Origin of the sequence: Mesorhizobium sp. B2-2-3, assembly GCF_006442405.1 — a bacterium.
In the GTDB taxonomy this organism is placed as follows: domain Bacteria; phylum Pseudomonadota; class Alphaproteobacteria; order Rhizobiales; family Rhizobiaceae; genus Mesorhizobium.
Window position 1 is genome coordinate 366,064 of record NZ_VFWC01000002.1, and the last position, 22,576, is coordinate 388,639.

The window sequence follows — 22,576 nt, forward strand, 5'->3', positions numbered from 1 at the left end:
CTTGTCATCCAACAGACGAGCGCCGGCGGCAAGTCGGCCCGAAGAGGAGAAGCGATGCCAAATCACTTAAAAATCCTGACGCTGGCCGCAATGCTCACTGTCCCCGGCCGTGCCTTCGCCCTTGAGGACAGCTATCTGCCGGCCAACAAGATTCCCTATGTTTCTGAGGCGCCGGACCAACCGCAGCGTCTCGGACCGCTATGGGGAGAAAGGGCCAAGCGCCCCGCGGGTACTTTGCTGAAAGTCCCGGGCAACTGGCACGCCCCTGTTCATGCGCACACCGCCGATTATCGCGCCGTGGTGATCCAGGGCCTATGGGCGCACTGGCAGATGGACGGCGGCGAGGCGAGCAAGGTCGAGCTGCCTCCCGGATCCTACTGGACCCAGAAGGCCAATGAGATGCATGCCGACGCCTGCCTCTCGGACACGGAATGCGTGATCCTGCTGATCAACACCGAGCCCTATGAGACCTATCTGCCGAAGTAGAGGTGCGGGACGGCTGTCCGGCCGGCATTGCTGCGGGGGCTCAGAACTCGGGTTAACAAGACCTGACCACAGCCAGTCCCGCTGTGCCAGTTTCCCATGATAGGAATTTTTTCTTGACTGGGTGAAGGCAACTATGGTAGATATTTGGTTATGGTGCTGAGTTGCGCCAGGGACCCGCCGCACAGGCGGGTTTTTCCGTTCAATGCTTCATCAACAGCGCACCGACGAAGGCTCCGGAGGGACCCGTTAACCCGGATTTCTTGCCCTGCCGCAAGTCGGGCTTTTTGTTTAGGGCGCTGTCCGGAACATCGCATTCGCGATATTCGCCTCATCCGGCGTGCCGCAAACTCACGCCGCTGCCCTTGTCGAACAGCACCACCTTGTCCGGATTCCAGGCAAAGCGCACCGGCTGCTCGATCGCGACATCGGTCCGCGCCGGCACCGTGGCGCGCAGCGTGGTCTCGCCCACGCGCAGCGTCAGGATCTTTTCCACGCCATGGTTTTCGACGTCGTGGACGCGCGCCTCGACCGGCGCACCGCTCTCGAGATAGACGTCCTCGGGGCGGATGCCGAAGACGAGCGGGCGACCGTCGGTCGCCGCACTCGCCTTGGCTCCCCCTGAAAGCGGCAATTCGAAATTCAGCGGCGCCATGACCGCACGATCGTTGACCACCCTGCCGTCGATGAGGTTCATCGGCGGCGAGCCCACGAAGCTCGCCACATAGGTGTCGCGCGGATTGTTGTAGATCTCATGCGGCGTGCCGGTCTGGACGATGCGGCCATGGTTGAGCACGCCCACCTTGTCGCCCATGGACATCGCCTCGATCTGGTCGTGGGTGACGAACAGGAAGGTGGCGCCGAGCTGCATCTGCAGGTTCTTCAGTTCCGTGCGCAGCGCCTCGCGCAGCTTGGCGTCGAGCGCCGACAGCGGCTCGTCCATCAGGAACACGCGCGGCTTGCGCACGATGGCCCGGCCGATCGAGACGCGCTGCATCTCGCCGCCCGACAGCCGGTCGGTCTTGCGGTCGAGCAGATGCTCGATCCTGAGCGTCCGCGCCGCGCGGTCGACGCGGTCCTTGATTTCGGCGTCGGGCAGCCGCCGGATCTTCGGCTTCAGCGGGAATTCGAGGTTTTCGCGCACCGTATAGCGCGGATAGAGCGAATATTGCTGCAGCACCAGCGCCACGTCGCGCTCGGCGGCGCCCCAGTCGGCAACGTCGATGCCGTCGATGAAGACCTGGCCCTCGCTCGGTTTTTCCAGTCCGGCGATCAGCCGCAGCGTCGTTGTCTTGCCCGCGCCCGTCTCGCCGAGCAGGACGAAGAACTCGCCATCGGCGATGTCGAGGTCGAGCCCGGTCAGGGCCGTGTGATTGCCGAACGTCTTGGAGATATTCTTGAGCTGGATATGGGCCATCAGAGTCTCACTCCGAGCGACTTGCCGCTCGCCGCGTCGAAGAAATGCGCCTGTGTCGGATCGATCCTGGCGAACACCCTCTCGCCGGGACCTGAAATGAAGCCGCTCTTGGTGCGGGCGCGCAGCATCTTGGAGCCGACTTTCAGGTCGACGATGTCGAACGAGCCGAGCGGCTCGACGATCTGCGTCTCGACCGCCATGAAACCCTCCGCCGCCTCACGGCTGATGAGGACGCCTTCCGGCCTGATGCCGAGTGCCAGCCGGCCGCCCGCATGGCCGTTGAGCTTCGACAGGAGCGCGCGCGGGAATTCGAAACCGGTTGGCGCATCGCCCACCGTCACCGAGGCCGACGAGGCTTTTTCGGCCACCGCCGCGTCGGCCACGTTCATCACCGGACTGCCGACGAATTGCGCGACGAAGAGGTTGGCCGGGTGCGAATAGACCTCGTCGGGGGAGCCGACCTGCTGGAGAACCCCCTCATGCATGATGACGATGCGATCGGCGAGGCTCATCGCCTCGATCTGGTCATGGGTGACGTAGATGGTGGTCGAGCCTTGCTTGATGTGCAGCCGCTTGATCTCGGCCCGCATCTCCTCGCGCAGCTTGGCGTCGAGCGCGCCGATCGGCTCGTCCATCAGCATCGCTTTCGGCCGCCGCACCAGTGCCCGGCCGATCGCCACGCGCTGCATGTCGCCGCCCGACAGCGCCGACGGTTTCTTGCCGAGCAGGTCCGTGATTTGCAGCGTCTTGGCGACCGAGCGAACTTCCTGGTCGATTTCGCTCTTGCTCTTTCGCGTGGCGCGCAAGGGAAAGGCGATGTTCTCGTAGACGCTCATATGCGGGTACAGCGAGAACGACTGGAAGACCATGGCGATGTCGCGATCGGCGGCCTTCAGATGCTGGATGGGCTTGCCGTCGATGAGGATGTCGCCCTCGTCGATCGTCTCCAGCCCGGCAATGGCGCGCAGCGTCGTCGTCTTGCCGCAGCCCGACTGACCGAGCAGCACGATGAACTCGTTGTCTTCGATCTTGAGGTTGAGGTCCTTGATGACCTGGACGGCGCCGAAGAACTTCTGGACGCCGCGAAGCTCGATCTGGGTCAATGCTGCGCTCCCGGATTTCGCTGCGGATCGCCTGACTGGCCGGTTCCGGCTTCCTCTTGCGGTGCGATCTTGGAGGTGATGTTGAAGCCGATCAGGCCGATCAGGATGATGGTCAGCCCATAGCTGTGCAGCAGCAAGTTCCAGGGCTGGCAGAGCGCAACGATGCCGAGCACCATCAGCACCTGGCTGCCTGGTTCCAGATATTTCTGGTTGATGGCGCGAAAGCTCATTTGCGGATCGCTCCGAAGGACATGCCGCGCAACAGGTGATTACGAAGCAGGAAGGTGAAGATGGCGACAGGAAGCAGGAACAGGAAAGTGCCGGCGGCGATCACCGTCCAGTCCGGCAGCCCGGAGCCGACCTGGCTCGGGATGAACGGCGGTGCGGTCTGGGCGCGGCGATTGGTCATGATCAGCGCGAAGGCATATTCGTTCCATGCCGTGATGAAGCAGAACACGGCCGTCGCGGCGATGCCGGTGGCGGCTTCGGGCAGCACGATCTTGAAGAAGGCTTCCATGCGCGTATAGCCGTCGACGAGCGCCGCTTCCTCGTACTCCTTCGGGATCTCGTCCATGAAGCCCTTCATCAGCCAAACCGAGAAGGACAGGTTGAAGGCGGTGTAGAGGATGATCAGCCCGATATGGGAATCGTTGAGGCCGACCGCCCGGTACATCAGGAACATCGGGATCGCCACCACCACGGGCGGCAGCATGCGGGTCGAGAGGATGAAGAACAAAAGGTCCGCCTCGCCTTTGACCCTGAAGCGCGAGAAGCCATAGGCGGTGAATGTACCCATGCCGACCGCCAGCACCGTCGAGGTGATCGCGACGATCAGCGAATTCATGAAACGGTTCGGATAGCCCGACCATTGCACCTGGCCCTTGCCGTCGCGCACGATCTTTTCGCCGCCGTCGAAGACGACGCGTTCCCACCAGGGCGCCGCCGCGTATTCTTCGGGCGAAGGCGGGCTGCGCAATTGCGAGCGCTTGGTGAACAGCTTCACGAAGGGCGATATCTCCGGCTGGAACACGACCGTCGGCGGGATGGTGGTGGCAAGGTTGCGCGGCTTGAACGCCGTCGAGGCGATCCAGTAGATCGGTGCCAGGAAGATCACTGTCGCCACCAGCACGGCGACGATTGCGACGCGGTTGAGGGCGATCTCGGAAGAAGTGCGGACGGCGGCCATCTCAGCGCTCCTTCACTTTGTTCAGATATTTGACGTAGATGTTGGTGATGGCCAGCACCATGATCAGCACGATGTAGGCGAGCGCGCAGGAGCGCCCGGTCTGCCATTCCTGGAACGCCATCTTGTAGAGCCGGATCGAGATCAGTTCAGCCGTCGGCTGGGTGGTCAGGATGTAGGCCAGATCGAAGGTCTTGAACGCTTCCATGGTGCGGAAGATGACGGCGATCATCAGGATCGGCGCGACCAGCGGCAAGGTGATGCGGAAGAAGGTGTAGAACGGACCGGCGCGGTCGATAGCGGCGGCTTCGTAGAGGTGCTTCGGCACCGCCGAGAGGCCGGCCAGCGACAGCAGCATGACGAAGGGCGACCACATCCAGATGTCGGTCAGCGCCACCGCGTAGAGTGCCATCTTGGGGTCGGCCAGCCACTCGAAATTGCCAAGCCCAAGCGCATAGTTGATGACGCCCCATGACGGATCGTAGAGCAGTTTCCAGAACAGGCCGACGACGGCCATCGACAGCATCATCGGCAGCAGCAGCAGGGTCGTCAGCAGCCCCTTCAGCGGAATATCGCGGTTGAGCAGCATCGCCACGCCGAAACCGACCAGCAACTGTCCGGCGACCGAGATGATCACGTATTTGGCGGTGATCGCGAAGTTGGACCAGACATAAGGATCGCTGAGCAGGTCGCGGTAGTTCTGCAACCCGACGAAATTCGCCGGCGCGTTGGTCGAGGCGCGGAAATCGGTGAAGGAATAGCCGAGCGAATAGATCAGCGGAAAGATGTTGAAGACGATCAGGAACAGGATCGTCGGGATGATGAAAAGATTGCGGATCGAAATATCGCTAAGGCCACGCGCGGCCGCGCGTGAAGATCTGTCCAGCGTGGTGATCATCGTGGTCGCCAAGACCCTGCTCCCGCTTGAAGAAAAAGAAACGGAGGAGGCATGAGCGCCCCCTCCGTGGGACATGAACGATTATTGGCCGCGGCCGTATTTCTTGAAGGTCGCGTTCCAGTCGGCGGCCAGTGCGTCGAGCGTTTCCTTGGCGGTGCCTTCGCCGCCGATCATGTAGGGATAGACGCGCTGGTTGAGCTGCTGGAGCAGTTCGGCATATTCCGGCACCGCCCAGAAATCCTTCACCTTGAACATGGTCTCGTAGAAGGCCTTGTTGTAGGGCGTCGCATTCTGGAACTCTTCCGACTTGAGCACGGCTGCGCTGCAGGTGTAGCCGCCGAGTGCCGCCCACTTCTTCTGGGTCTCGTCCTTGATGAACCATTCGAGGAACTTCATCGCCTCGTCCTGCTTCTGCGAGTAGGAGACGACGGAGATGCCCTGACCACCGAGTGCGGCGAACTGGTCGCCGTTCGGCCCGGGAGGATTGGCGAAGAAGCCGGTGTTCTTGGCGTTCGGGTTCGACGCCTCGTTGATCAGCGAGGGGAAGAACGCGAAGTAGTTCATGCTCATCGCGGCCAGGTTTTCGGTGATCGCCTGGTTGTCCTCGACGAAGAACGACTTGGCCCAGCCCGGAGGCGTGAACTTGTAAAGCTCCTTATAGGCGTCGAGCGCGGCGACAGCCTTGTCGGAGTTGATGAAACCGTCGACCTTGTAGGTCGAATAGTCACCCAGTTCGCCGCCATAGGAGAACAGCGCGTTCTCGAAGCCCATCGCCATCGCGTCATAGGAATTGTCGGTGTAGATGGCGATGCCGTATCTCTTCTGGTCCGGCCGGTGGAAGAATTCGGCGATGTCGCGCAGCGCCTTGAAATCCTTCGGCACGTCGAGGTCGTAGCCGTATTTGGCCTTGAAGGCTTCCTTCTCCTTGGGATCCTCGAACCAGTCCTTGCGATAGGACCAGCCGACGGCGTCGCCTTCGAGCGGGATGGCCCAGTACTTGCCGCTGTTGCCAGGATATTCGGCGTAGTACTTCACCGTCGCCGGCGCCATCACCTCGCCGAGCTTGTGCTTGTTGAAGAAGTCGGTGAGGTCGACATAGTGGCCACCGGTCGAGCCGGCGCCGAGCCACTGCGAGTCGCCGACGACCAGGTCGTAGGCATCGCCATGAGCGTTGAACTCGGTGAAGGCCTTGGTCTGGAAGTCGGCCCAGGGCGTGGTTTCCACCGTGATCTTGACGCCGGTTTCCTTCTCGTACTCGTTGCCGAGTTCCTGGAGGTAGTTGGCCGGATCCCATTCCGCCCAGAAGATGGTGAGCGATTTGTCCTGGGCGTAGACGGATGTTCCGCAGGCAAGTGTCAAGCCGATACCAGCAAGCAAGCTGGTCACTATCTTGCGCATGATGTTTCCTCCCTTGTGCGCATTCTACCGTATCAAGCGAGCCGGCAAACGGGGCCGGCCCTGGTAGTTCCTCCCTTGGTCGCGCCTTCCGGTTTGGAGCCTCCTCGCCCGTCCGGAAATGGATCGCAGCCCTCACTTTCGATCCGCTTTTCTCCTTTGATCTGGTATTACCAATTTTGAAGCTCCGTCAAGCCCTTTCTTGAGCAATGGTGACAGCTCGAAGTCTCGAATTCCAGCCTTATCTGCCTGTTTTTCCTAAATTTTCCTACTCATTGATAGACATCGGCCTTGTTCATGCTTCAGCATTGCGGTTAATATCGGCAACCAGTGTGCAAATCTGGTAGAACCAGATACCTGCTATTTCGTGACCCTTGTTGGTTCGATCGCTTGTGCTTCGGAGACTGATTCCGCGATCGCCGCGCGCACCAGGGCGACCGCCGCCCACTGGGCAACGGACATCGTCCGGCGACCGTCCAGTCCCCAGATGTCCTTCAGCACGATAAGCACCTCGACGCCGAAGATCAGCGACAGCGCCTGCGCCAGCCGCTTGAGGTCGCGCGGCGGCAGCCGGCCCTTGAGCGGAGCGAGCGCGTCCTGAAGCAATTCGACGCGGTGGCCCCGCTTGAAGGCCGGTTCGCTTCCCAAAGTACCGGCCTGGCGCCGCGCCCACTGATCGAGCGACAGTTTCAACGCCGCCTTGAATGTGGCCTCGAAAGCCTCGATGCGCGGCATGGCCGTATCGAAGAGCTCGGCGACGCGGCGCTCGGCATCGGCAGAGGTGGATTTCCACGTGAGGATCGGTCCGAGCCCCTCGTCGACCACCGCCTGCACCAGTGCCGCCTGGCTCGGAAAATAGCGATAGGCGGTGGCGCGGGAAACCTGCGCCGCCTCGGCAACCTCGCTGACCGAAGGTGTCGCGCCCGCCTGCATCAGCCTCGTCGCCGTCTCCAGCATCAGCCGTTTCGTGCGCGCGCGCGGTCCACGTTCGGGTCCCCCGGCGGTGTCGTCGCTTGTTGCGGCGTGTTGACGTGAGACATCCATATCAATATGATACGCGCGTCTCAAAAAATTGCAATGACCTCCTCATTTTTGGAATGGCTAGGTTGACGCTCTGTAGAGCACTGAGCCTTGGGTGACTTGGACCGGCAGAGGGAGGCATCGATGAAGCGCATTTATGTGGTGGGCACCGCGGACACCAAGGGTGAGGAACTCGCCTTCCTGGCCGACGCGATCGCCGCCACGGGTGCCGCTGTCTGCCGGGTCGACGTCGGAACGCGCGGCGCGAGCGTGCCGGTCGACATTGCCGCTGAGGATGTGGCAGGCCACCATCCCGGCGGGCGAGACGCGGTGCTCGCCGGCAACGACCGCGGCACCGCGGTCGCCGCCATGGGCATCGCCTTCGCTCGCTTTGCCCAATCACGAAACGACATTGCCGCCATGATCGGCATCGGCGGCGGCGGCGGCACGTCGATCATCACCGCAGGCATGCGCACGCTGCCGCTCGGCCTGCCCAAGATCATGGTTTCGACGCTCGCTTCCGGCGACACCGCGCCCTATGTCGACATCTCGGACATCATCATGATGCCGTCGGTGACCGACATGGCCGGGCTGAACCAGCTCTCGCGTGTCGTTCTGCACAATGCGGCCCAGGCGATATCGGGCATGGCCGCCGGACCGCCGCCGCCGCCCGAGGGCAAGCCGTCGATCGGCCTCACCATGTTCGGCGTCACCACGCCCTGCGTGACGGCAATCGCGGATCAGCTCCGTTCGACCTATGACTGCATGGTCTTTCACGCCACCGGCACCGGCGGCCGCAGCATGGAAAAACTGGCCGACAGCGGCCTGCTGTCCGGCGCCATCGACATCACCACCACTGAGGTCTGCGATCTCCTGTTCGGCGGCGTGCTGCCGGCGACGGAGGATCGTTTCGGTGCCGTTGCCCGCACCGGCCTGCCTTATGTCGGCTCGGTCGGCGCGCTCGACATGGTCAATTTCTGGGCGCCTGCGACCATTCCGGACCATTATCGCGGGCGGCTGTTCTACGAGCACAACCCGAACGTCACGCTGATGCGCACGACGGCGCAGGAATGCCGCAAGATCGGCGAGTGGATCGGCACAAGGCTCGCCCGCTGCAAGGGGCCCGTGCATTTCCTTGTCCCGGAGAAAGGCGTCTCGGCGCTCGACATCGAAGGCGGCGCCTTCTTCGACCCGCAAGCCGATGCCGCCCTGTTCGAAGCCATTGAGCGCACGATTAAGCCGAACGCGACGCGCCGGCTGACACGCCTGCCGCTGCACATCAATGATCCCCGATTCGCCAAGGCCGCGGTCGCGGCTTTCCTCGAAATCGCCAGACAGTGAGATCCAAGACATGCCGGCAATACCGCGCAAGGACATACTGAAGAAATTCAGGGGGATGATCGACAAGGGCGTGCCGATCGTCGGCGGCGGCGCTGGCACCGGCCTGTCGGCCAAGGCCGAAGAGGCCGGCGGCATCGACCTCATCATCATCTACAATTCCGGCCGCTACCGCATGGCCGGTCGCGGCTCGGCCGCCGGCCTGCTTGCCTATGGCAATGCCAATGAGATCGTCAAGGAGATGGCCTACGAGGTGCTGCCGGTGGTCAGGAAGACGCCGGTGCTGGCTGGTGTCAACGGCACCGATCCGTTCGTCATCATGCCGCTGCTGCTCTCCGAGCTGAAGACGATGGGTTTTTCCGGGGTGCAGAATTTCCCCACCATCGGCCTGTTCGACGGCAGCATGCGACAGAGCTTCGAGGAGACCGGCATGGGTTTTGGGCTCGAGGTCGACATGATCGCCGAAGCCCGCAAGCTCGATCTTTTGACCACGCCCTATGTCTTCAACCCGGACGAGGCGCGCGCCATGACCAGGGCCGGCGCCGATATCGTCGTGGCTCATATGGGCGTGACGACGGGGGGCTCGATCGGCGCCACCTCTGCCAAGTCGCTCGACGACTGCGTGGTCGCCATCGACGCGATCGCCGAAGCGGCCCGTTCGGTGCGCAAGGATGTCATCCTGCTTTGCCATGGCGGGCCGATCTCAATGCCGGACGACGCCCGCTACATCCTCGAACGCTGCAAGGGCCTGCACGGCTTTTATGGCGCGAGCTCGATGGAGCGGCTGCCGGCGGAAGCGGCGATCGCCCGGCAGACCGCCGATTTCAAGGCCGTTACGCTTGGCGGCCTGAAGACGACCACGAAGAAAAAGAAGGGATCATGAGAATGACCGACAAGAGCAAGGTGTTCGTCTACCCGAAGGATGTCGGCGCCTTCGGATTCGACTGGGGAAAATTGTCGCTGACGGTCGCTCCGGAAGTGAACGGCGCGACCCGCTTTTCCGGCGGCGTCGTCGACCTGCCTTCCGGCAAGGGCCATACCCGTCATAACCATCCGGGCGCGGAAGAAATCATCTTTGTCATTTCGGGCCATGGCGAGCAGATGGTCGAGGACGAGCAAGGCAATCCGGTGGTCGAGAAGGTCGGCCCCGGCTGCACCATTTACGTGCCCGAGAGCCGCTTCCACTCGACGCTCAACACCGGCGACGGGCCGATGCAGCTGTTCGTCGTCTATTCGCCGGCAGGGCCGGAACTGGGATTGCGCGAACTGCCGGATTTCAGGTTGCTGCCGGCCGGGAACTCCCCTCGCTCGCGACTTTGAGGCGCCCTTCCGATATGCTATCGTCCAGCATGCCTCCTTGAGAGAGAAGCGATGACGCGTTTCAGTCCCCAGGAATTCGTGGAGAAGCTCGCAACGGGCAGCCTGCCGGATGGCAACCCGGCCATGACGGTTGGCGGTATTGTCAAGGCCAACGACGCCGACCCGTCAACGCTTCTCTTTTCGACCGATTTGTCCTGCGAATCCTGGATACCCGTGCCGCTGAGCTTGATCCAGACGGTCGAGCAGGTACGGACGGTCAACTGCAAAGACCATAAGCATCCGCTGGTCAAGATCGCTTTTACACCGCCCTCGCCGGATCAACGTGACATCAATGCCCTGCTTATGATCATGGCCGGGCTTCAGAGCCAACTCTCCTGGTTCCATCGCAACGCCAAATCCGGCAGTCCGTGGGCGTCAACGTTTGCATCCGATTGCGCCGTCGTCTCCGCATCCGAGGGGCTTACCATATGCTGCACCCAGACGATCGACGGAAGATTGGAATTCGTCTGCACTGGAATGGTTTAGTGCCTGTCGCGCAAAAGTGACTTCTGTTTAGCGGCAACGGCAAAGCGCCGCGCATGAATTCGTTTCGACGCGACGCGCCTTAGAGACAATCGAGACCGGCACGCTCATTTGTAACGTGGCAGGTTACATGCCACCCCGGTTCCATGCCCGACCCCGATCCCCGAACATCACATAGCCGGTATCGGTAACCGCCACCGTATCCTCCAGCTTGATGAAGCCGCGCGTCGGGTGAAGCATGGTCGTCTCCACCGATAGCACCATGTTCCTCTCCAGCGGCTTGCCCGCATAGGTGCCTTCATAGGTCACCGGATGGTTGGTCATCAGGAACGGCGCCTCATGCGTGATCAGCCCCATGCCGTGAGCGAAGAAATCCGTGTAGGGCGCGACCTTGGATTTTTTCAGCACGCCTTCGGCATGGGAAATCATGTCACCACCCAGCGTACCCGCCTTTACCTTCGAGAACGCCGCCTGCTGCACCGCCTCGACCTCCGCCAGCAGGTCCTCCAACTCGGCATCCGGGTCTCCGAGAACCCCCATGCGGCAGAGGTCGCCGATATAGCCATGATAATTGCCGCCGGAATCGATCGACAGCACTTCGCCCTTCTTCCACGCTTGCGGCGACGCCGCGCGGTTGTGGCTGGAGCCCAGCGTCAGCAGGCAATATTCGAAATGCGCGCCGCGATTCGTCTCCTCGCGGCGAAGCTGTTCGATCATCTCGCTCTTGGTCGTGCCTTCGCGCGCCCATTGGATGGTCGCCAGCATGGAATCGGTGATCAGTTCGGAAGCGATACGCAGTTTCTCCAGCTCGGCCTCGGTCTTGATGGCGCGCATGCGCTCCAGCATGCCGGTGGCATCGACCAGCTTGGCGTCGGGGAGCGCTTTGCGGATCAGAGCATAGGCGTCCGACGGCAGGAAACCCGGCTCGATGCCGATGCGAGCGTCGCCCTTGCCGATCTTGCGCACATGCTCGACGGCGAGATTGGCGGCATCGAGCGTACCCCAGCAGGCGGCATGCAGCGTCGGCGTCCAGAACGGGTGGTTCTGGTGTTCGCCACCCTCCATGCGGTTGCCGATATAGGCGGCGTGGTCCGGTCCGCCTTTTTCGTAGATCACGATCGGCAGGTACCGGCTGTGGCCGATCGCATCCATGGCGGCGAAGAAGATGAACTTGTAGCCGCCGAGCAGATATTGGGTGTTGTGCTTGGAGGTCGCGAGCAGGACGTCGATATCAGCCTCTTCCATCAGGCCATCGACCCTGGCGTGGTCGAATGGGATGTCGCCGACGGCACTCTTCTCCGGAGCTATGTTCATTGTCTCTCTCCCTGAATGTCCGCGCGGATCGGCTGGATCGCCGGCTGCCCGATCCCGATAGGTCTTCCGACTTCGGGTCAAATCTGCACCATTTTCGCCCATCTGGTCCAGCCAGAAACAGGCTCGCACAGCTGAATGGCCGTCGCCGGTGCCCATAATGTGAGGTGCATCGGATGACCTGGTCTTACCAGGTCAGGTTTATCGACCACTCTCCCGTAACTGGTCCAGCGAACAAAAATTTCAAAGCCACGCCACGATGCGCCAATTCCGTCTCTGGCGAAAGCCACGGCAAGGCCCATAATCAAACGTGCATGGAAACGCCCGAAAGGCCTCCGTGCAAGATATGAGATAGAGGGGGAATAGGATGATGTCGGAGTTCAGGATTTCACGCCGCACGGTGCTTGCGGGCTCTGCCGTGCTTCTGGCCTCCACCGCGATGCCGGCCTTGAGCTGGGCGCAGACGCCGAAGAAGGGTGGCCGCCTGGTGCTCGCCGCCGATTCCGAGCCGCGCAACCTCAACCCGGCCATCGTCGCCTCGAATGGCGTCTTCTTCATCTCCAGCAAGATCGTCGAAACGCTGGCCGAAGCCTCCTTCGATGGCAAGGACGGGCTTGCACCACGCCTGGCGGTCAGTTGGGAAGGCGCCGCCGACGGGCTGTCGGCGACCTTCAAACTGCGCGAAGGGGTCAAATGGCATGACGGCAAGCCGTTCACCTCGGCCGACGTCGCCTTCTCGGCGCTGCAGATCTGGAAACCGCTGCAGAATCTCGGCCGCACCGTGTTCAAGGATCTGGCCGCGGTAGATACCCCTGATGAATTGACCGCCGTGTTCAAATTCGCCAAGCCGACGCCCTTCCAGCTGATCCGCAACGCTCTGCCGGCGCTGAGCAGCGTGGTGCCGAAGCACGTTTACGAAGTTGGCAAGATCGAGGACAACCCGGCCAACAACGCGCCCATCGGCACCGGCCCGTTCAAGTTCGCCGAATACAAGGCCGGCCAATACTACCGGCTGACGAAGAACACGGATTATTGGGGCAAGGGCGAGCCCTATCTCGATGAGATCATCTACCAGGTGCTGCCCGACCGCACTTCGGCGGCGAGCGCGCTGGAAGCAGGAGAGATCCAGCTCGCCGCCTTCTCCGCCGTGCCGCTGGCCGATCTTGACCGCATCTCGAAAGTGCCGGGCCTGAAGGTGATCACCAAGGGCTATGAGGGACTGACCTACCAGCTCGTCGTCGAGATCAATCACCGTCGCAAGGAGCTCGCCGACCTGAAGGTGCGCCAGGCGATCGCGCATGCCATCGACAAGGATTTCGTCGTCAAGACGGTGTTCCTCGGCTATGCCGCCGCCGCCACCGGCCCGGTGCCGAAGAACGACCCGCAGTTCTATACCGCCGACGTCCCGACCTATGCCTTCGACGTCGCCAAGGCCAATGCGCTGCTCGACGAGGCGGGTTACAAGAAGGGCGCCGACGGCAAGCGCTTTTCGCTGAAACTGTTGCCGGCTCCCTATTTCAACGAAACCAAGCAGTTCGGCGACTATCTGCGCCAGGCGCTCGCCGCCATCGGCATCGACGCCCAGCTCGTCAACAACGATTCCGCCGCGCATATCAAGGCCGTCTACACCGACCACGCTTTCGACCTCGCCGTCGGCCCGCCGGTGTTCCGCGGCGACCCGGCGATCTCGACCACCATCCTGGTGCAGAGCGGCATTCCGGACGGCGTGCCGTTCTCCAACCAGGGCGGCTACAAGAACGATGCGCTGGACGCGCTCATCGCCAAGGCGTCCGAGACGCTCGATACATCGGCCCGCACCAATCTTTACAAGGAGTTCCAGAAGGAGGTGGCCGCCGACCTGCCGCTGATCAATGTCGCCGAATGGAGCTTCATCAGCGTCGCGCGCGAGACGGTCGGCAACATCGCCAACAATCCGCGCTGGGCGGTATCGAACTGGGCGGACACATATCTGGAATCGTGACAGTATTTCGCGGATGAACGTTCGCGAAATCATCGTAGGCGTTGAGTTCTACGAGGCCCCCCTCTGTCCTGCCGGACTTCTCCCCCTCAAGGGGGGAGATTGGCAACTTGTCTGTCCCGCGAATTTTCCGACGTTGGGGATTGGCGAAGCCAAAAATGACAGCCAATCTCCCCCCTTGTGGGGGAGATGTCCGGCAGGACAGAGGGGGGTGCCCAGGCGCGGTCCTAACCAACGTATCGCCAACCCATCGAGGGCCGCATGAACCGCGCCCTCGCGCTCCTCCGCCGTCGCCTCGTCGGCAGCATCTTCGTGCTTTTGATCGTCGTCATCGGCACGTTCCTGCTGCTCGAAGCCGCCCCGGGCGACGCGGTCGATGCCTATATCGTCTCGACCGGCGGCGATGCCGGCATGATCGAGCTGTTGCGCCATCGCTGGGGCCTCGACCAGTCGGAGCTGACGCGGCTCGCCAACTATCTCTGGGCGCTGCTGCATCTCGATCTCGGCCAGTCCGTCACCTTTTCGCGGCCGATCCGCGACGTGATCCTCGAGCGCCTGCCGACCACGCTGTGGTTGATGGGCAGCGCCACCGCGCTTTCCTTCGGCCTCGGCTCGGCGCTGGGCATCTATGCCGGCGCCAGGCCGGGCAGTTTTCGCGACCGTTTTCTCTCCATCGGTTCGCTGGCGCTCTACGCGGTGCCGGGTTTCTGGCTCGGCCTGGTGCTGATCGTCGTCTTCGCTGTCGACCTGCGCTGGCTGCCGATCGGCGGCATCGAGACCATCGCCTCCGGCAAGGCCGGCCTCGACCGCGCCGCCGACATCGCCATCCATCTCGTCCTGCCGGTCTCAGCCCTCGGCTTCATCTACCTGGCGCTCTATTTGCGGATGATGCGTGCCGGCATGACCGAGGTCTGGCGGCAGGATTTTGTGCTGGCCGCCCGCGCCAGGGGCTTGTCGCGCCGCCGCATCGTGCTTGCCCATGTCGCCCGCAATGCGCTGCTGCCATTGGTCACGATGCTCGGCCTGCAGTCGGCGCAGATGCTGGGCGGTAGCGTCGTCATCGAGAGTGTTTTTGCCGTGCCCGGTCTGGGTCGGCTGGCGCAGGAGGCAGTGGCCGCGCGCGACACGCCCTTGCTGCTCGGCATCATTCTCGTCAGCGCCGTCCTGGTCATCGTCATCAATCTTCTCGTCGATGTCGCCTATGCCTTTCTCGACCCGCGCGTCGGCGCCAGCGAGGCCGGCACATGAGCACGCTCCGCCGCTTTCTGCGCACGGCGGAGGCGGTCGCCGGCGCCATCCTCCTGGCGGCATTGTGCGTCACGGCCCTGTCAGCGCCGCTGCTGTTTCCGGGCGACCCGCAAGCCATCGCCGGCCCGGCGCTGCTGCCGCCCTTCCAGGACTGGTCGCTGCCGCTCGGCACGGATCGCCTCGGCCGCGACGTGCTGGCCGAGCTTTTCCACGGCGCTCGCACGTCGCTTGCCGTCGGCCTTGCGGCAGCCGCCGCCGCACTGGCCATCGGCTCGATGGTGGGCACGGTGGCCGGGTTTGCCGGCGGCCTCACCGACGAGGTGCTGATGCGCGTCACCGATGCCTTCCAGACCGTGCCGGGCTTTTTGCTGGCTCTGGCCTTCGTCAGCGTCGTCGGCCCTTCGCTCGGCGTCGTCGTGGCGGCAATAGCGCTCGGCACCTGGACCGGGCCCGCGCGCGTGGCCCGCGCGGAAGTGCTGTCGATCCGCGAGCGCGACTACGTCGCCGGCGCGCGCGTCATCGGCATGCATCCGCTGGAAATCGCCTTTCGCGAGGTGCTGCCCAATGCCTTGCCGCCGGTGCTGGCGCTGTCCTCGGTGATCGTGGCAGCGGCGATCCTCACCGAGGCGGCTTTGTCCTTCCTCGGCCTTGGCGACCCCAATCGGGTCACCTGGGGCGGCATGATAGCTGAGGGCCGCGCCGTGCTGCGCACCGCGCCCTTCCTGTCGATCGCGCCCGGCATAGCACTGGTCCTGACGGTGCTCGGCGTCTATCTCGCCGGTGAAGGCATCGTTGAAACCACGGCGGTCCGAAGAGGCCTGTCGTGACCGCGCTGGCTTCGATCCGCAACCTCGCGGTGACCTACCGCCGTGACGACGGCGAGGTGGTGGCGCTGAGAGACATCAGCCTCGACATCAAGGCTGGCGAGCGGCTGGCCGTCATCGGCGAAAGCGGTTCGGGCAAAAGTACGCTGGCTTTGGCGATTGCGGGGTTGTTGCCGGCGAGCGCCAGGATTGACGGACGTATCGATTGGGTTTTGCGACCGTCGATGTTGGGTGCCAAGGCAGAACGCCTACCTTCCCGTTTTCTCGAAAAGGCACCCCTCCTCGGCCGCGATATCGGCTTCATCTTTCAAGACCCGTCCGCCAGCCTCGATCCTGTCATGACCGTCGGCAAACAGATCGCCGAAGTCTCCCGAACCCATCTCGGTCTCACATGGCCTCAGGCATACGCCAAGGCGAAGGATCTGCTCGAACGCGTCCGTCTGCCCGACCCGGACTCCGCCCTGCGCGCCTATCCGCATCAGCTGTCCGGCGGCCAGAAGCAGCGTGTGGCGATTGCAGCCGCGATCGCAGCCGGCCCAAGACTTTTGATCGCCGACGAGGCGACCAGCGCGCTCGACACCATCGTGCAGGCCGAGATCGTCGCACTGATCCGGCGGCTGGTGGAAGAAGACGGCATGACGCTGCTGTTCATCAGTCACGACATTGCGCTGGCCGCCGAGCTGGCGGACCGCATTGCCGTGTTCCGGCATGGCGAATTGATCGAACTTGGCGCCACGCAACAGATCGTCAGTGCGCCAACTGAAGCCTACACGCGCGCGCTGCTCGAGGCCCATATCGGCCTCGACGCCGAACCGCTGCACCACGGTGTGATGGCATGAGCGCCCCTGTGCTGGCGGTTTCCAACCTTACCAGGCATTACCGCCGTGGCGGCAAGACGGTTACCGCGGCCGACGACGTTTCTTTCGAAATCGGGCCCGGCGAGACGCTGGCGCTGGCCGGACCCTCCGGCAGCGGCAAGTCGACGATCGCCCGGCTGGTGTTGCGGCTGATCGAGCCGGATGCCGGCCGGATCGAGTTTGAAGGCCATGATTTCCTGGCTCTGGGCGGCGCCGGCTTGCGTGCGCGTCGCGCTCGCTTGCAGATGGTGTTCCAGGATCCGCTTGCCGCCTTCAATCCGCGCGCCACGGTGGCGCGCGTGCTTGACGATCCCTTGCGTATCCACGGGCTCGCCTCCCGTTCCGAGCGCCCGCGCCGTATCGCCGCCCTGCTGGAGCGCGTCGGGCTTACGGCGGAGCTCGCCTCTCGCGCCATCCACGAAATCTCGGGCGGCCAGCGGCAGCGGGTGGCGATTGCCCGCGCCATGGCCACGAAACCCTCGCTGATCGTGCTCGACGAAGCGGTGTCGGCACTCGATGTTTCGGTGCGCGGACAGATCCTCGATCTTTTGCTCGACCTGCAACGCCAGGAACGGATCGCTTATCTCTTCATTTCGCATGATCTCGGCGTCGTCAGGGCCGTCGCCCACCGCGTCATCCTTCTCGACGGCGGGCGGATTGCCGAGAGCGGCGATGCCCGCGCCGTCATCGATGCGCCGCGATCGGCTATCGGCAAGGCGCTCGTGGCAGCCGCACCAAAGCTCAGAAGAACCACGCAGGAAGCATCATGATCGACCCCGAAGCCAGAGCCGAGAAACTGTCGCGCGAACTCGATTCCGCATTCCGCAACCGGGCCGACCTCTATCGCCTGTTCCTGGATGAGTTGACCGGAGAGCTGGGCGCCGAAAGAGCCGAGGCGATAATGACCCGGACCATCGAGCAGCGCGGCAAGGAAGTGGCAGCAGCCGCCTTCGCCGGATTCGGTCCCAACGACGCGCGCTCAATCGGCGAAGCTTTCCTGTCGGTCAGCCCGGATGACGGCCGGATGTATCCGACCGATGTCGAACGCGGGCCCGACCGCATCGCCTTCAAGGTGAAACGCTGCCCCCTCAAGGATGCTTGGGTCGAGGCCGGCGTCGGCGAGGAAAAACTCGCGACGCTCTGCCGCATCGCCGGCGCCTTCGACCGTGGCCTGTTCGAGGCGACCGGCGTGCGTTTCGACAATGTCACCTGGACGCCCGGCCACGGCAGCGGCTGCTGCCACATCGCGCTGACCAACCGCGATGCCGGCTAGCAATCGACGGCCTTAGCCGCCGACCATCAGCCTGACGACCTCGTCATGGTTGGTCTCGGAAATCTTGCGCTCGCCGGCCTGGATCCCGCGCCGCAGCACGACGATGCGATCGGAAACGGCGAAGATGTCCTGGAGATTATGCGAGATGAAGATCACGCCGCGCCCTTGCGCCTTGAGCTGATGGATGAGCGAAATCACCTTGCGCTGCTCCGGCACGCCGAGCGCGGCCGTCGGTTCATCCATGATCAGGATCTGCGCGTCCCAGTAGACGGCGCGGCCGATGGCCACGGCCTGCCGCTGGCCGCCGGAGAAATTGCTGACCGGCGCGTTCAACCGGCTGACGTGAAAGTCCAGCCGCTTCATCGTCTCCCTGGCGGCCTCGGCCATGGCCTTGCGGTCGAGCACCGGCAGGAAGCCGAACGCCTTGCGCATCGGTTCGCGGCCGAGGAAGATGTTGGCACCGATCGACAGATTGTCGGCCAGCGCGAGATCCTGGTAGATCGTCTCGATGCCCTTTTCGCGCGCCTCCTGCGGCGTGGCGAAAGCCACCGGCTGACCTCTGAGCAGGATTTCTCCGCCCGTCGGCTGGAACACGCCCGATATTGCCTTGATCAGGGTCGTCTTGCCGGCGCCATTGTCGCCGGCAAGCGCCACCACTTCGCCCGGCCGCACGGCCATGGAGAAATCGTTGAGCGCCCGTACCGCACCGAAGTGCTTGGAAAGGTTCCGGACTTCGAGGAGGGGCTCGGTGCTATTCATCCTGACGGGCTCCACTGAACCGGCGCTGCGCCTGGTCGATGAGAACGGAAATGATGATGACGACGCCGACGGCGATGAACTGCCAGAACGGCTCCACATTGACGAAGACCAGCCCGTATTGGATGACCGCGATCACCAGCGCGCCGGCGACGGTGCCGAAGATGGTGCCGGAGCCGCCGAACAGGCTGGCGCCGCCGATCACCACCGCCGCGACGCTGTCGAGCAGCAGCGGTTCGCCGGCCTGCGCTGCCCCCGCCGTGAAGCGCGCGGCATAAAGCGCGCCGCCAAGGCCGGCGCACATTGCCGACAGCACGTAGAGCCGCAGGATGTGGCCCCTGATGTCGATGCCGGCGCGGCGCGCCGCCTGCACATTGGCGCCGATGGCGTAATTGTGCTGGCCGAAACGGGTCTGGCTGAGCAGATAGTGCATCACGACGACGAAGACAGCAGCGATCATCACCAGATAGGGCACGCCATGGAACTTGCCGTTGCCGAGCAGTGCGAACCAGGAATTCTGTACCGGCACTGTCGTGCCGCCGGCAAGCAGGAAGGCGACACCGCGGGCGACGCCGAACATGCCGAGCGTGCCGATGAAGGGCGGAACCCTGAGCCGCGAGATCAGCAAGCCGTTGATGACGCCGGGCACGCCGGCCACGATCACCGCGGCAAGGATGCCGGCCAGCATGGCCAACGGCAACGGAATGGCGGCGCCCGCCATGTTGGTGGCATGCGCGGCGATGACCGCGGCAAGGCCCATGATGAAGCCGAGCGAAAGGTCGATGCCGCCTGATATGATGACGAAGGTCTGCCCGGTCGCCAAAAGCAGCGGCGCCACGGCGAAAATCGCGATGGATTGCAGATTGAACGGATTGAGCACGAAAGTGGCGCCGAAGGCGCTCCGCGACCAGATCTCGAAACAGATGATCAGGCCGGCGAGAAACAGCCAGGCGCGCCCCTCGGCGATGCGTGCGATCCAGCTCCTGGCGGGATCGCCGTGGTCAGCCTGGGGGGCGACATGCTTCTCGGCTGGCTGTGCTGGTGATGTCGAGGTCATGAGTACTCCGCGGCGCGGCTGCCTTCAAACAGGTCCCGCCCTGGCGGGACCGGCACAGGCTCCTCCCGGCGCACCGGGAAGAGCCAAGCTGGTCCGGACTTACTCGGAGTAGAGATACTTCGAGATGTTCGGATCGGCGATGTTGGACTTGTCCATGATCGTGAAGCCGGTGCCGATCGTGACCGGGATGGATTGGCCGGTCAGGTGGGCATAGGCCGAGACGACGCCGAAATAGCCGATCTCTGCGGGATGCTGGGCGATCGCCACATCCACAAGGCCGGTGTTGATGTTGTCGACGATGCTGGTCGGAGCATCGAAGGCAACCACTTTGACGGTGCCCGTCTGCCCTGCCTGCTTGACGCCATTGGCGGCGCCCAGCGCCGAGAACAGATTGGCGCCGAACACGCCGACGAGGTCGGGGTTGCGCGCGAACACCGCCTGCAGCTGCGAGGCCGCCTTGTTGGCGTCGTCGTCATTGAACTGGGTCTCGAGAACGGTGATGCCGGGATGGTTGGCCATCTCCTTCTTGAAGCCTTCCTCGCGCTGGTCGGTGGTCGAGATGCCGGGCTTGACGTTGGAGACGTAGACCTTGCCCTTGTCGCCGACGGCCTTGGCAAGCGCCCGCGCCGCGATTTCGCCGCCCAGCACATTGTCCGAAGCGATGTAGGCCAGCGGGAAATCGGCGTCACCCGCTCCGGTCTGATAGGCGCCGGTGCCGATGAACGTATCCACGGTGATGACCGGAATGCCTGCGTCATTGGCCTTGCGCAGCGGCTCGACCAGCTGGACCTTGTCGGTAGGCGCGATCAGGATCGCGTCCGGCTTCTTGGCGATGACCGCGTCGAGCACCGGCACCTGGGTGACCGGATTGAACTCAGGAGCGCCCTGGAAGACCAGGTTCACGCCAAGGGCGTCGGCCGCGGCCTGGGCGCCCTTGCGCATGGTGATGTAGAAACCGTCGGTGGTCAGGCCCGGAACGAGCGCGATGGTGTATTTCTTGTCCTGCGCCTGCGCGGGCGCGATAAGCACCGTCGCGCTGACGGCGAGAGCCGCAAGCGCGGCAACGATCTTCTTCATGACATCCTCCTCATTGTGTTGGCAGATCTGCCGTTGCAAGTGACATCGAATGGCCGTCGTCCGCTTGGGACAAGACGGCCGGGAACGCCTGTTTGCTTTTCGCGGGCAGCTCCTCCCAAGCGCCCTCCAGTCGATATGTCAGCCGGTCCAGCCGACCGGCACGATAGCCACGGTCACTTCCTCGCCTCCGCGAGGTCAGAGAACCACAGCACCCGGCATGCATTGCACGCCAAGTTCACAAACTTGTAACACTTTGCAGAAATAAATTGCAACTCGGTTTTCCGGGTCGCAACGCCGGATTTTTCACGCAACATCCGACTGCTCCACAAAGTCCCGCCGAACTATTGCCTCGACTTCTCGGCGGCACAACCGATTTCGTAAAATCGCCCTCGCGAACTGGAATGCGGCGGCGGGGCGGCGGGCGGCACTATCGCGGCGGCAGGGTAGCGAGGATGGCTTGCGCCGTCTTCGTATCCGTTATCACGGCGTTGATCAGCTGAGCGCGAGCGGCGCCGATGATGGCCGTCGCCTTTTCCGGCGACGCCGCGACACCGATCACCAGCGGCACGGCGCGGAGCTGCGCCGGCGACATAGCGATCATCCGGCCCTCTCCTTCCCAGGCGATCAGCGCGCCATCGGCATCGAAATAATGCCGAAGGACATCGCCGGCCGCATGGACCAGCGCCTGCTCGCTCGGCGTGGCGGCGCTCGCCTCGGGTGCATTGATGGCATGCGGCAGGCCGATGCCGACGATCGCCACATCGGTCCTGTCCCACAGCGCGACGGCATCGCTGATGGCGGCATCACCAAGGAAGACTTCACGCAATTCACTGGAAGGCAGATAGGGCGCATGAATGAAGTGCGGTGTCCCGCCGAACTCCTCGGCGGCGAGGCGGACGAATTCGTTGACCTGAAAATGCGCCGCGTGCTGCTGCATGCCGCCGGTGGCGGCAACGGTCAGCACGCCCGGAATGCGCGGCAGGCCGGCGCGGATCACCTCGCGCACCGCGCGCCCCCAGCCGATGGCGACCACGGAGCCGGCCACCAATTGCGCCTGCTTGAGAAGGCCGCCGAGCGGGCCGGCCAGCGCCGTCAGCGCGCCTGCGGCCGGCGTCTCGACCACCGCTGCGTCACGCAGGCCTAGCCTATCGATTAGCTGTCCGGTGATCTCCTCAGGTGCCGCCAGATCGAGAACCTCGATACGGACGATCCCTTCCGCCCGCGCCCGCTGCAAGAGGCGCGATATGGTCGCGGTGGAGACGCCAAGCTGCCGCGCGATATCGACCTGCGACATCTCCGCCTCGTAATGCAGTTTGGCGACCGTGTGCAGCATCGTGCGCGATGCGGTCGCATCCTGAATGGGAGGGACAGCCAGCTTGCAATTCCTTTCAGCAACGTGTTACACACGTATACGCCGATGGGAGTTATCGCGCAAATCCGGCGAACTCGCAACTTGAGGCCGTCCTGCCCAGGCGCCGGCAAGGTGTGCTTTTCCGGGCAATGGACGGCGCATCAA

23 protein-coding genes are annotated in these 22,576 nt (G+C 63.5%); 11 read left to right on the plus strand and 12 right to left on the minus strand.

The window, feature by feature from the left end; genetic code table 11:
- The first annotated feature begins 54 nt into the window (after positions 1–54).
- A complete protein-coding gene (locus FJ951_RS04925) occupies positions 55–486 on the plus strand; it encodes a DUF4437 domain-containing protein (protein ID WP_140513806.1) in 432 nt (143 codons plus the stop codon).
- A 328-nt stretch (positions 487–814) separates the two neighbouring features.
- On the opposite strand, the gene FJ951_RS04930 is transcribed toward FJ951_RS04925, so the two are convergent.
- The 7 genes from FJ951_RS04930 to FJ951_RS04960 all read right to left on the minus strand — a co-directional run bounded on the left by FJ951_RS04930 (position 815) and on the right by FJ951_RS04960 (position 7,523).
- The gene (locus tag FJ951_RS04930; RefSeq protein ID WP_140513807.1) at positions 815–1,900 is read right to left on the minus strand and encodes an ABC transporter ATP-binding protein; all 1,086 of its coding nucleotides are present in this window, start codon (positions 1,898–1,900) and stop codon (positions 815–817) included.
- Positions 1,900–3,003 (minus strand): ABC transporter ATP-binding protein, encoded by a 1,104-nt coding sequence (locus FJ951_RS04935; protein ID WP_140500402.1) that lies wholly within the window; start codon positions 3,001–3,003, stop codon positions 1,900–1,902. Before FJ951_RS04935 ends, FJ951_RS04930 begins: the two co-directional genes overlap by 1 nt.
- Complete coding sequence (locus FJ951_RS04940) at positions 3,000–3,233, minus strand: hypothetical protein (RefSeq protein WP_140513808.1); 234 nt, start codon at positions 3,231–3,233, stop codon at positions 3,000–3,002. Before FJ951_RS04940 ends, FJ951_RS04935 begins: the two co-directional genes overlap by 4 nt.
- A complete protein-coding gene (locus FJ951_RS04945; protein WP_140500406.1) occupies positions 3,230–4,189 on the minus strand; it encodes a carbohydrate ABC transporter permease in 960 nt (319 codons plus the stop codon). The genes FJ951_RS04940 and FJ951_RS04945 overlap by 4 nt, the downstream gene beginning before the upstream one ends.
- A gap of 1 nt (position 4,190) precedes the next feature.
- On the minus strand, positions 4,191–5,096 hold the full coding sequence (locus FJ951_RS04950) for a sugar ABC transporter permease (RefSeq protein ID WP_140500408.1): 906 nt from the start codon (positions 5,094–5,096) through the stop codon (positions 4,191–4,193).
- Between the two features lie 69 nt (positions 5,097–5,165).
- Positions 5,166–6,482 carry an ABC transporter substrate-binding protein gene (locus FJ951_RS04955; RefSeq protein WP_140500410.1) on the minus strand — a complete coding sequence of 439 codons (1,317 nt, stop codon included), beginning with the start codon at positions 6,480–6,482 and terminating at the stop codon, positions 5,166–5,168.
- Positions 6,483–6,839: 357 nt separating this feature from the next.
- On the minus strand, positions 6,840–7,523 hold the full coding sequence (locus FJ951_RS04960; RefSeq protein ID WP_140513809.1) for a TetR/AcrR family transcriptional regulator: 684 nt from the start codon (positions 7,521–7,523) through the stop codon (positions 6,840–6,842).
- Between the two features lie 120 nt (positions 7,524–7,643).
- On the opposite strand from FJ951_RS04960, the gene FJ951_RS04965 reads away from it, so the two are divergent.
- Genes FJ951_RS04965 through FJ951_RS04980 form a run of 4 tightly spaced genes read left to right on the plus strand, consistent with a single transcriptional unit; the run spans position 7,644 to position 10,682 of the window.
- Positions 7,644–8,840 (plus strand): Tm-1-like ATP-binding domain-containing protein, encoded by a 1,197-nt coding sequence (locus FJ951_RS04965; protein WP_140513810.1) that lies wholly within the window; start codon positions 7,644–7,646, stop codon positions 8,838–8,840.
- Between the two features lie 10 nt (positions 8,841–8,850).
- A complete protein-coding gene (locus FJ951_RS04970; RefSeq protein WP_140500416.1) occupies positions 8,851–9,720 on the plus strand; it encodes a phosphoenolpyruvate hydrolase family protein in 870 nt (289 codons plus the stop codon).
- 2 nt (positions 9,721–9,722) lie between these two features.
- Positions 9,723–10,157: a cupin domain-containing protein gene (locus tag FJ951_RS04975; protein ID WP_140513811.1), complete on the plus strand. Its 435-nt coding sequence runs from the start codon at positions 9,723–9,725 to the stop codon at positions 10,155–10,157.
- A gap of 51 nt (positions 10,158–10,208) precedes the next feature.
- Positions 10,209–10,682 (plus strand): hypothetical protein, encoded by a 474-nt coding sequence (locus FJ951_RS04980; RefSeq protein ID WP_140513812.1) that lies wholly within the window; start codon positions 10,209–10,211, stop codon positions 10,680–10,682.
- Between the two features lie 123 nt (positions 10,683–10,805).
- On the opposite strand, the gene FJ951_RS04985 is transcribed toward FJ951_RS04980, so the two are convergent.
- Positions 10,806–11,993 carry a Xaa-Pro peptidase family protein gene (locus FJ951_RS04985; protein ID WP_140513813.1) on the minus strand — a complete coding sequence of 396 codons (1,188 nt, stop codon included), beginning with the start codon at positions 11,991–11,993 and terminating at the stop codon, positions 10,806–10,808.
- 367 nt (positions 11,994–12,360) lie between these two features.
- Here FJ951_RS04985 and FJ951_RS04990 point away from each other — a divergent pair, with 367 nt between their 5' ends.
- The 6 genes from FJ951_RS04990 (at position 12,361) to FJ951_RS05020 (ending at position 18,170) form a co-directional block, all read left to right on the plus strand.
- Complete coding sequence (locus FJ951_RS04990) at positions 12,361–13,971, plus strand: ABC transporter substrate-binding protein (RefSeq protein ID WP_140513814.1); 1,611 nt, start codon at positions 12,361–12,363, stop codon at positions 13,969–13,971.
- A gap of 258 nt (positions 13,972–14,229) precedes the next feature.
- Entirely contained in the window at positions 14,230–15,216 is a 987-nt protein-coding gene (locus FJ951_RS05000) for an ABC transporter permease (protein ID WP_140513816.1), read from the plus strand.
- Entirely contained in the window at positions 15,213–16,043 is an 831-nt protein-coding gene (locus tag FJ951_RS05005; RefSeq protein WP_140513817.1) for an ABC transporter permease, read from the plus strand. The genes FJ951_RS05000 and FJ951_RS05005 overlap by 4 nt, the downstream gene beginning before the upstream one ends.
- Positions 16,040–16,879: an ABC transporter ATP-binding protein gene (locus tag FJ951_RS05010; RefSeq protein WP_181172197.1), complete on the plus strand. Its 840-nt coding sequence runs from the start codon at positions 16,040–16,042 to the stop codon at positions 16,877–16,879. Before FJ951_RS05005 ends, FJ951_RS05010 begins: the two co-directional genes overlap by 4 nt.
- On the plus strand, positions 16,876–17,667 hold the full coding sequence (locus FJ951_RS05015; RefSeq protein WP_140513818.1) for an ATP-binding cassette domain-containing protein: 792 nt from the start codon (positions 16,876–16,878) through the stop codon (positions 17,665–17,667). The genes FJ951_RS05010 and FJ951_RS05015 overlap by 4 nt, the downstream gene beginning before the upstream one ends.
- A complete protein-coding gene (locus FJ951_RS05020) occupies positions 17,664–18,170 on the plus strand; it encodes an L-2-amino-thiazoline-4-carboxylic acid hydrolase (RefSeq protein WP_140513819.1) in 507 nt (168 codons plus the stop codon). Before FJ951_RS05015 ends, FJ951_RS05020 begins: the two co-directional genes overlap by 4 nt.
- A 12-nt stretch (positions 18,171–18,182) precedes the next feature.
- Here FJ951_RS05020 and FJ951_RS05025 read toward each other — a convergent pair whose 3' ends face one another.
- From FJ951_RS05025 to FJ951_RS05040, 4 genes are all read right to left on the minus strand, one after another.
- Complete coding sequence (locus FJ951_RS05025) at positions 18,183–18,929, minus strand: ATP-binding cassette domain-containing protein (RefSeq protein WP_140500435.1); 747 nt, start codon at positions 18,927–18,929, stop codon at positions 18,183–18,185.
- Positions 18,922–19,983 (minus strand): ribose ABC transporter, encoded by a 1,062-nt coding sequence (locus FJ951_RS05030; RefSeq protein ID WP_140500436.1) that lies wholly within the window; start codon positions 19,981–19,983, stop codon positions 18,922–18,924. Before FJ951_RS05030 ends, FJ951_RS05025 begins: the two co-directional genes overlap by 8 nt.
- A 99-nt stretch (positions 19,984–20,082) precedes the next feature.
- Positions 20,083–21,060, minus strand: a complete 978-nt coding sequence (locus tag FJ951_RS05035) for an ABC transporter substrate-binding protein (protein ID WP_140500438.1) — start codon at positions 21,058–21,060, stop codon at positions 20,083–20,085.
- Positions 21,061–21,487: 427 nt separating this feature from the next.
- Positions 21,488–22,393: a sugar-binding domain-containing protein gene (locus FJ951_RS05040; RefSeq protein ID WP_140500440.1), complete on the minus strand. Its 906-nt coding sequence runs from the start codon at positions 22,391–22,393 to the stop codon at positions 21,488–21,490.
- Between the last annotated feature and the right edge of the window lie 183 nt (positions 22,394–22,576).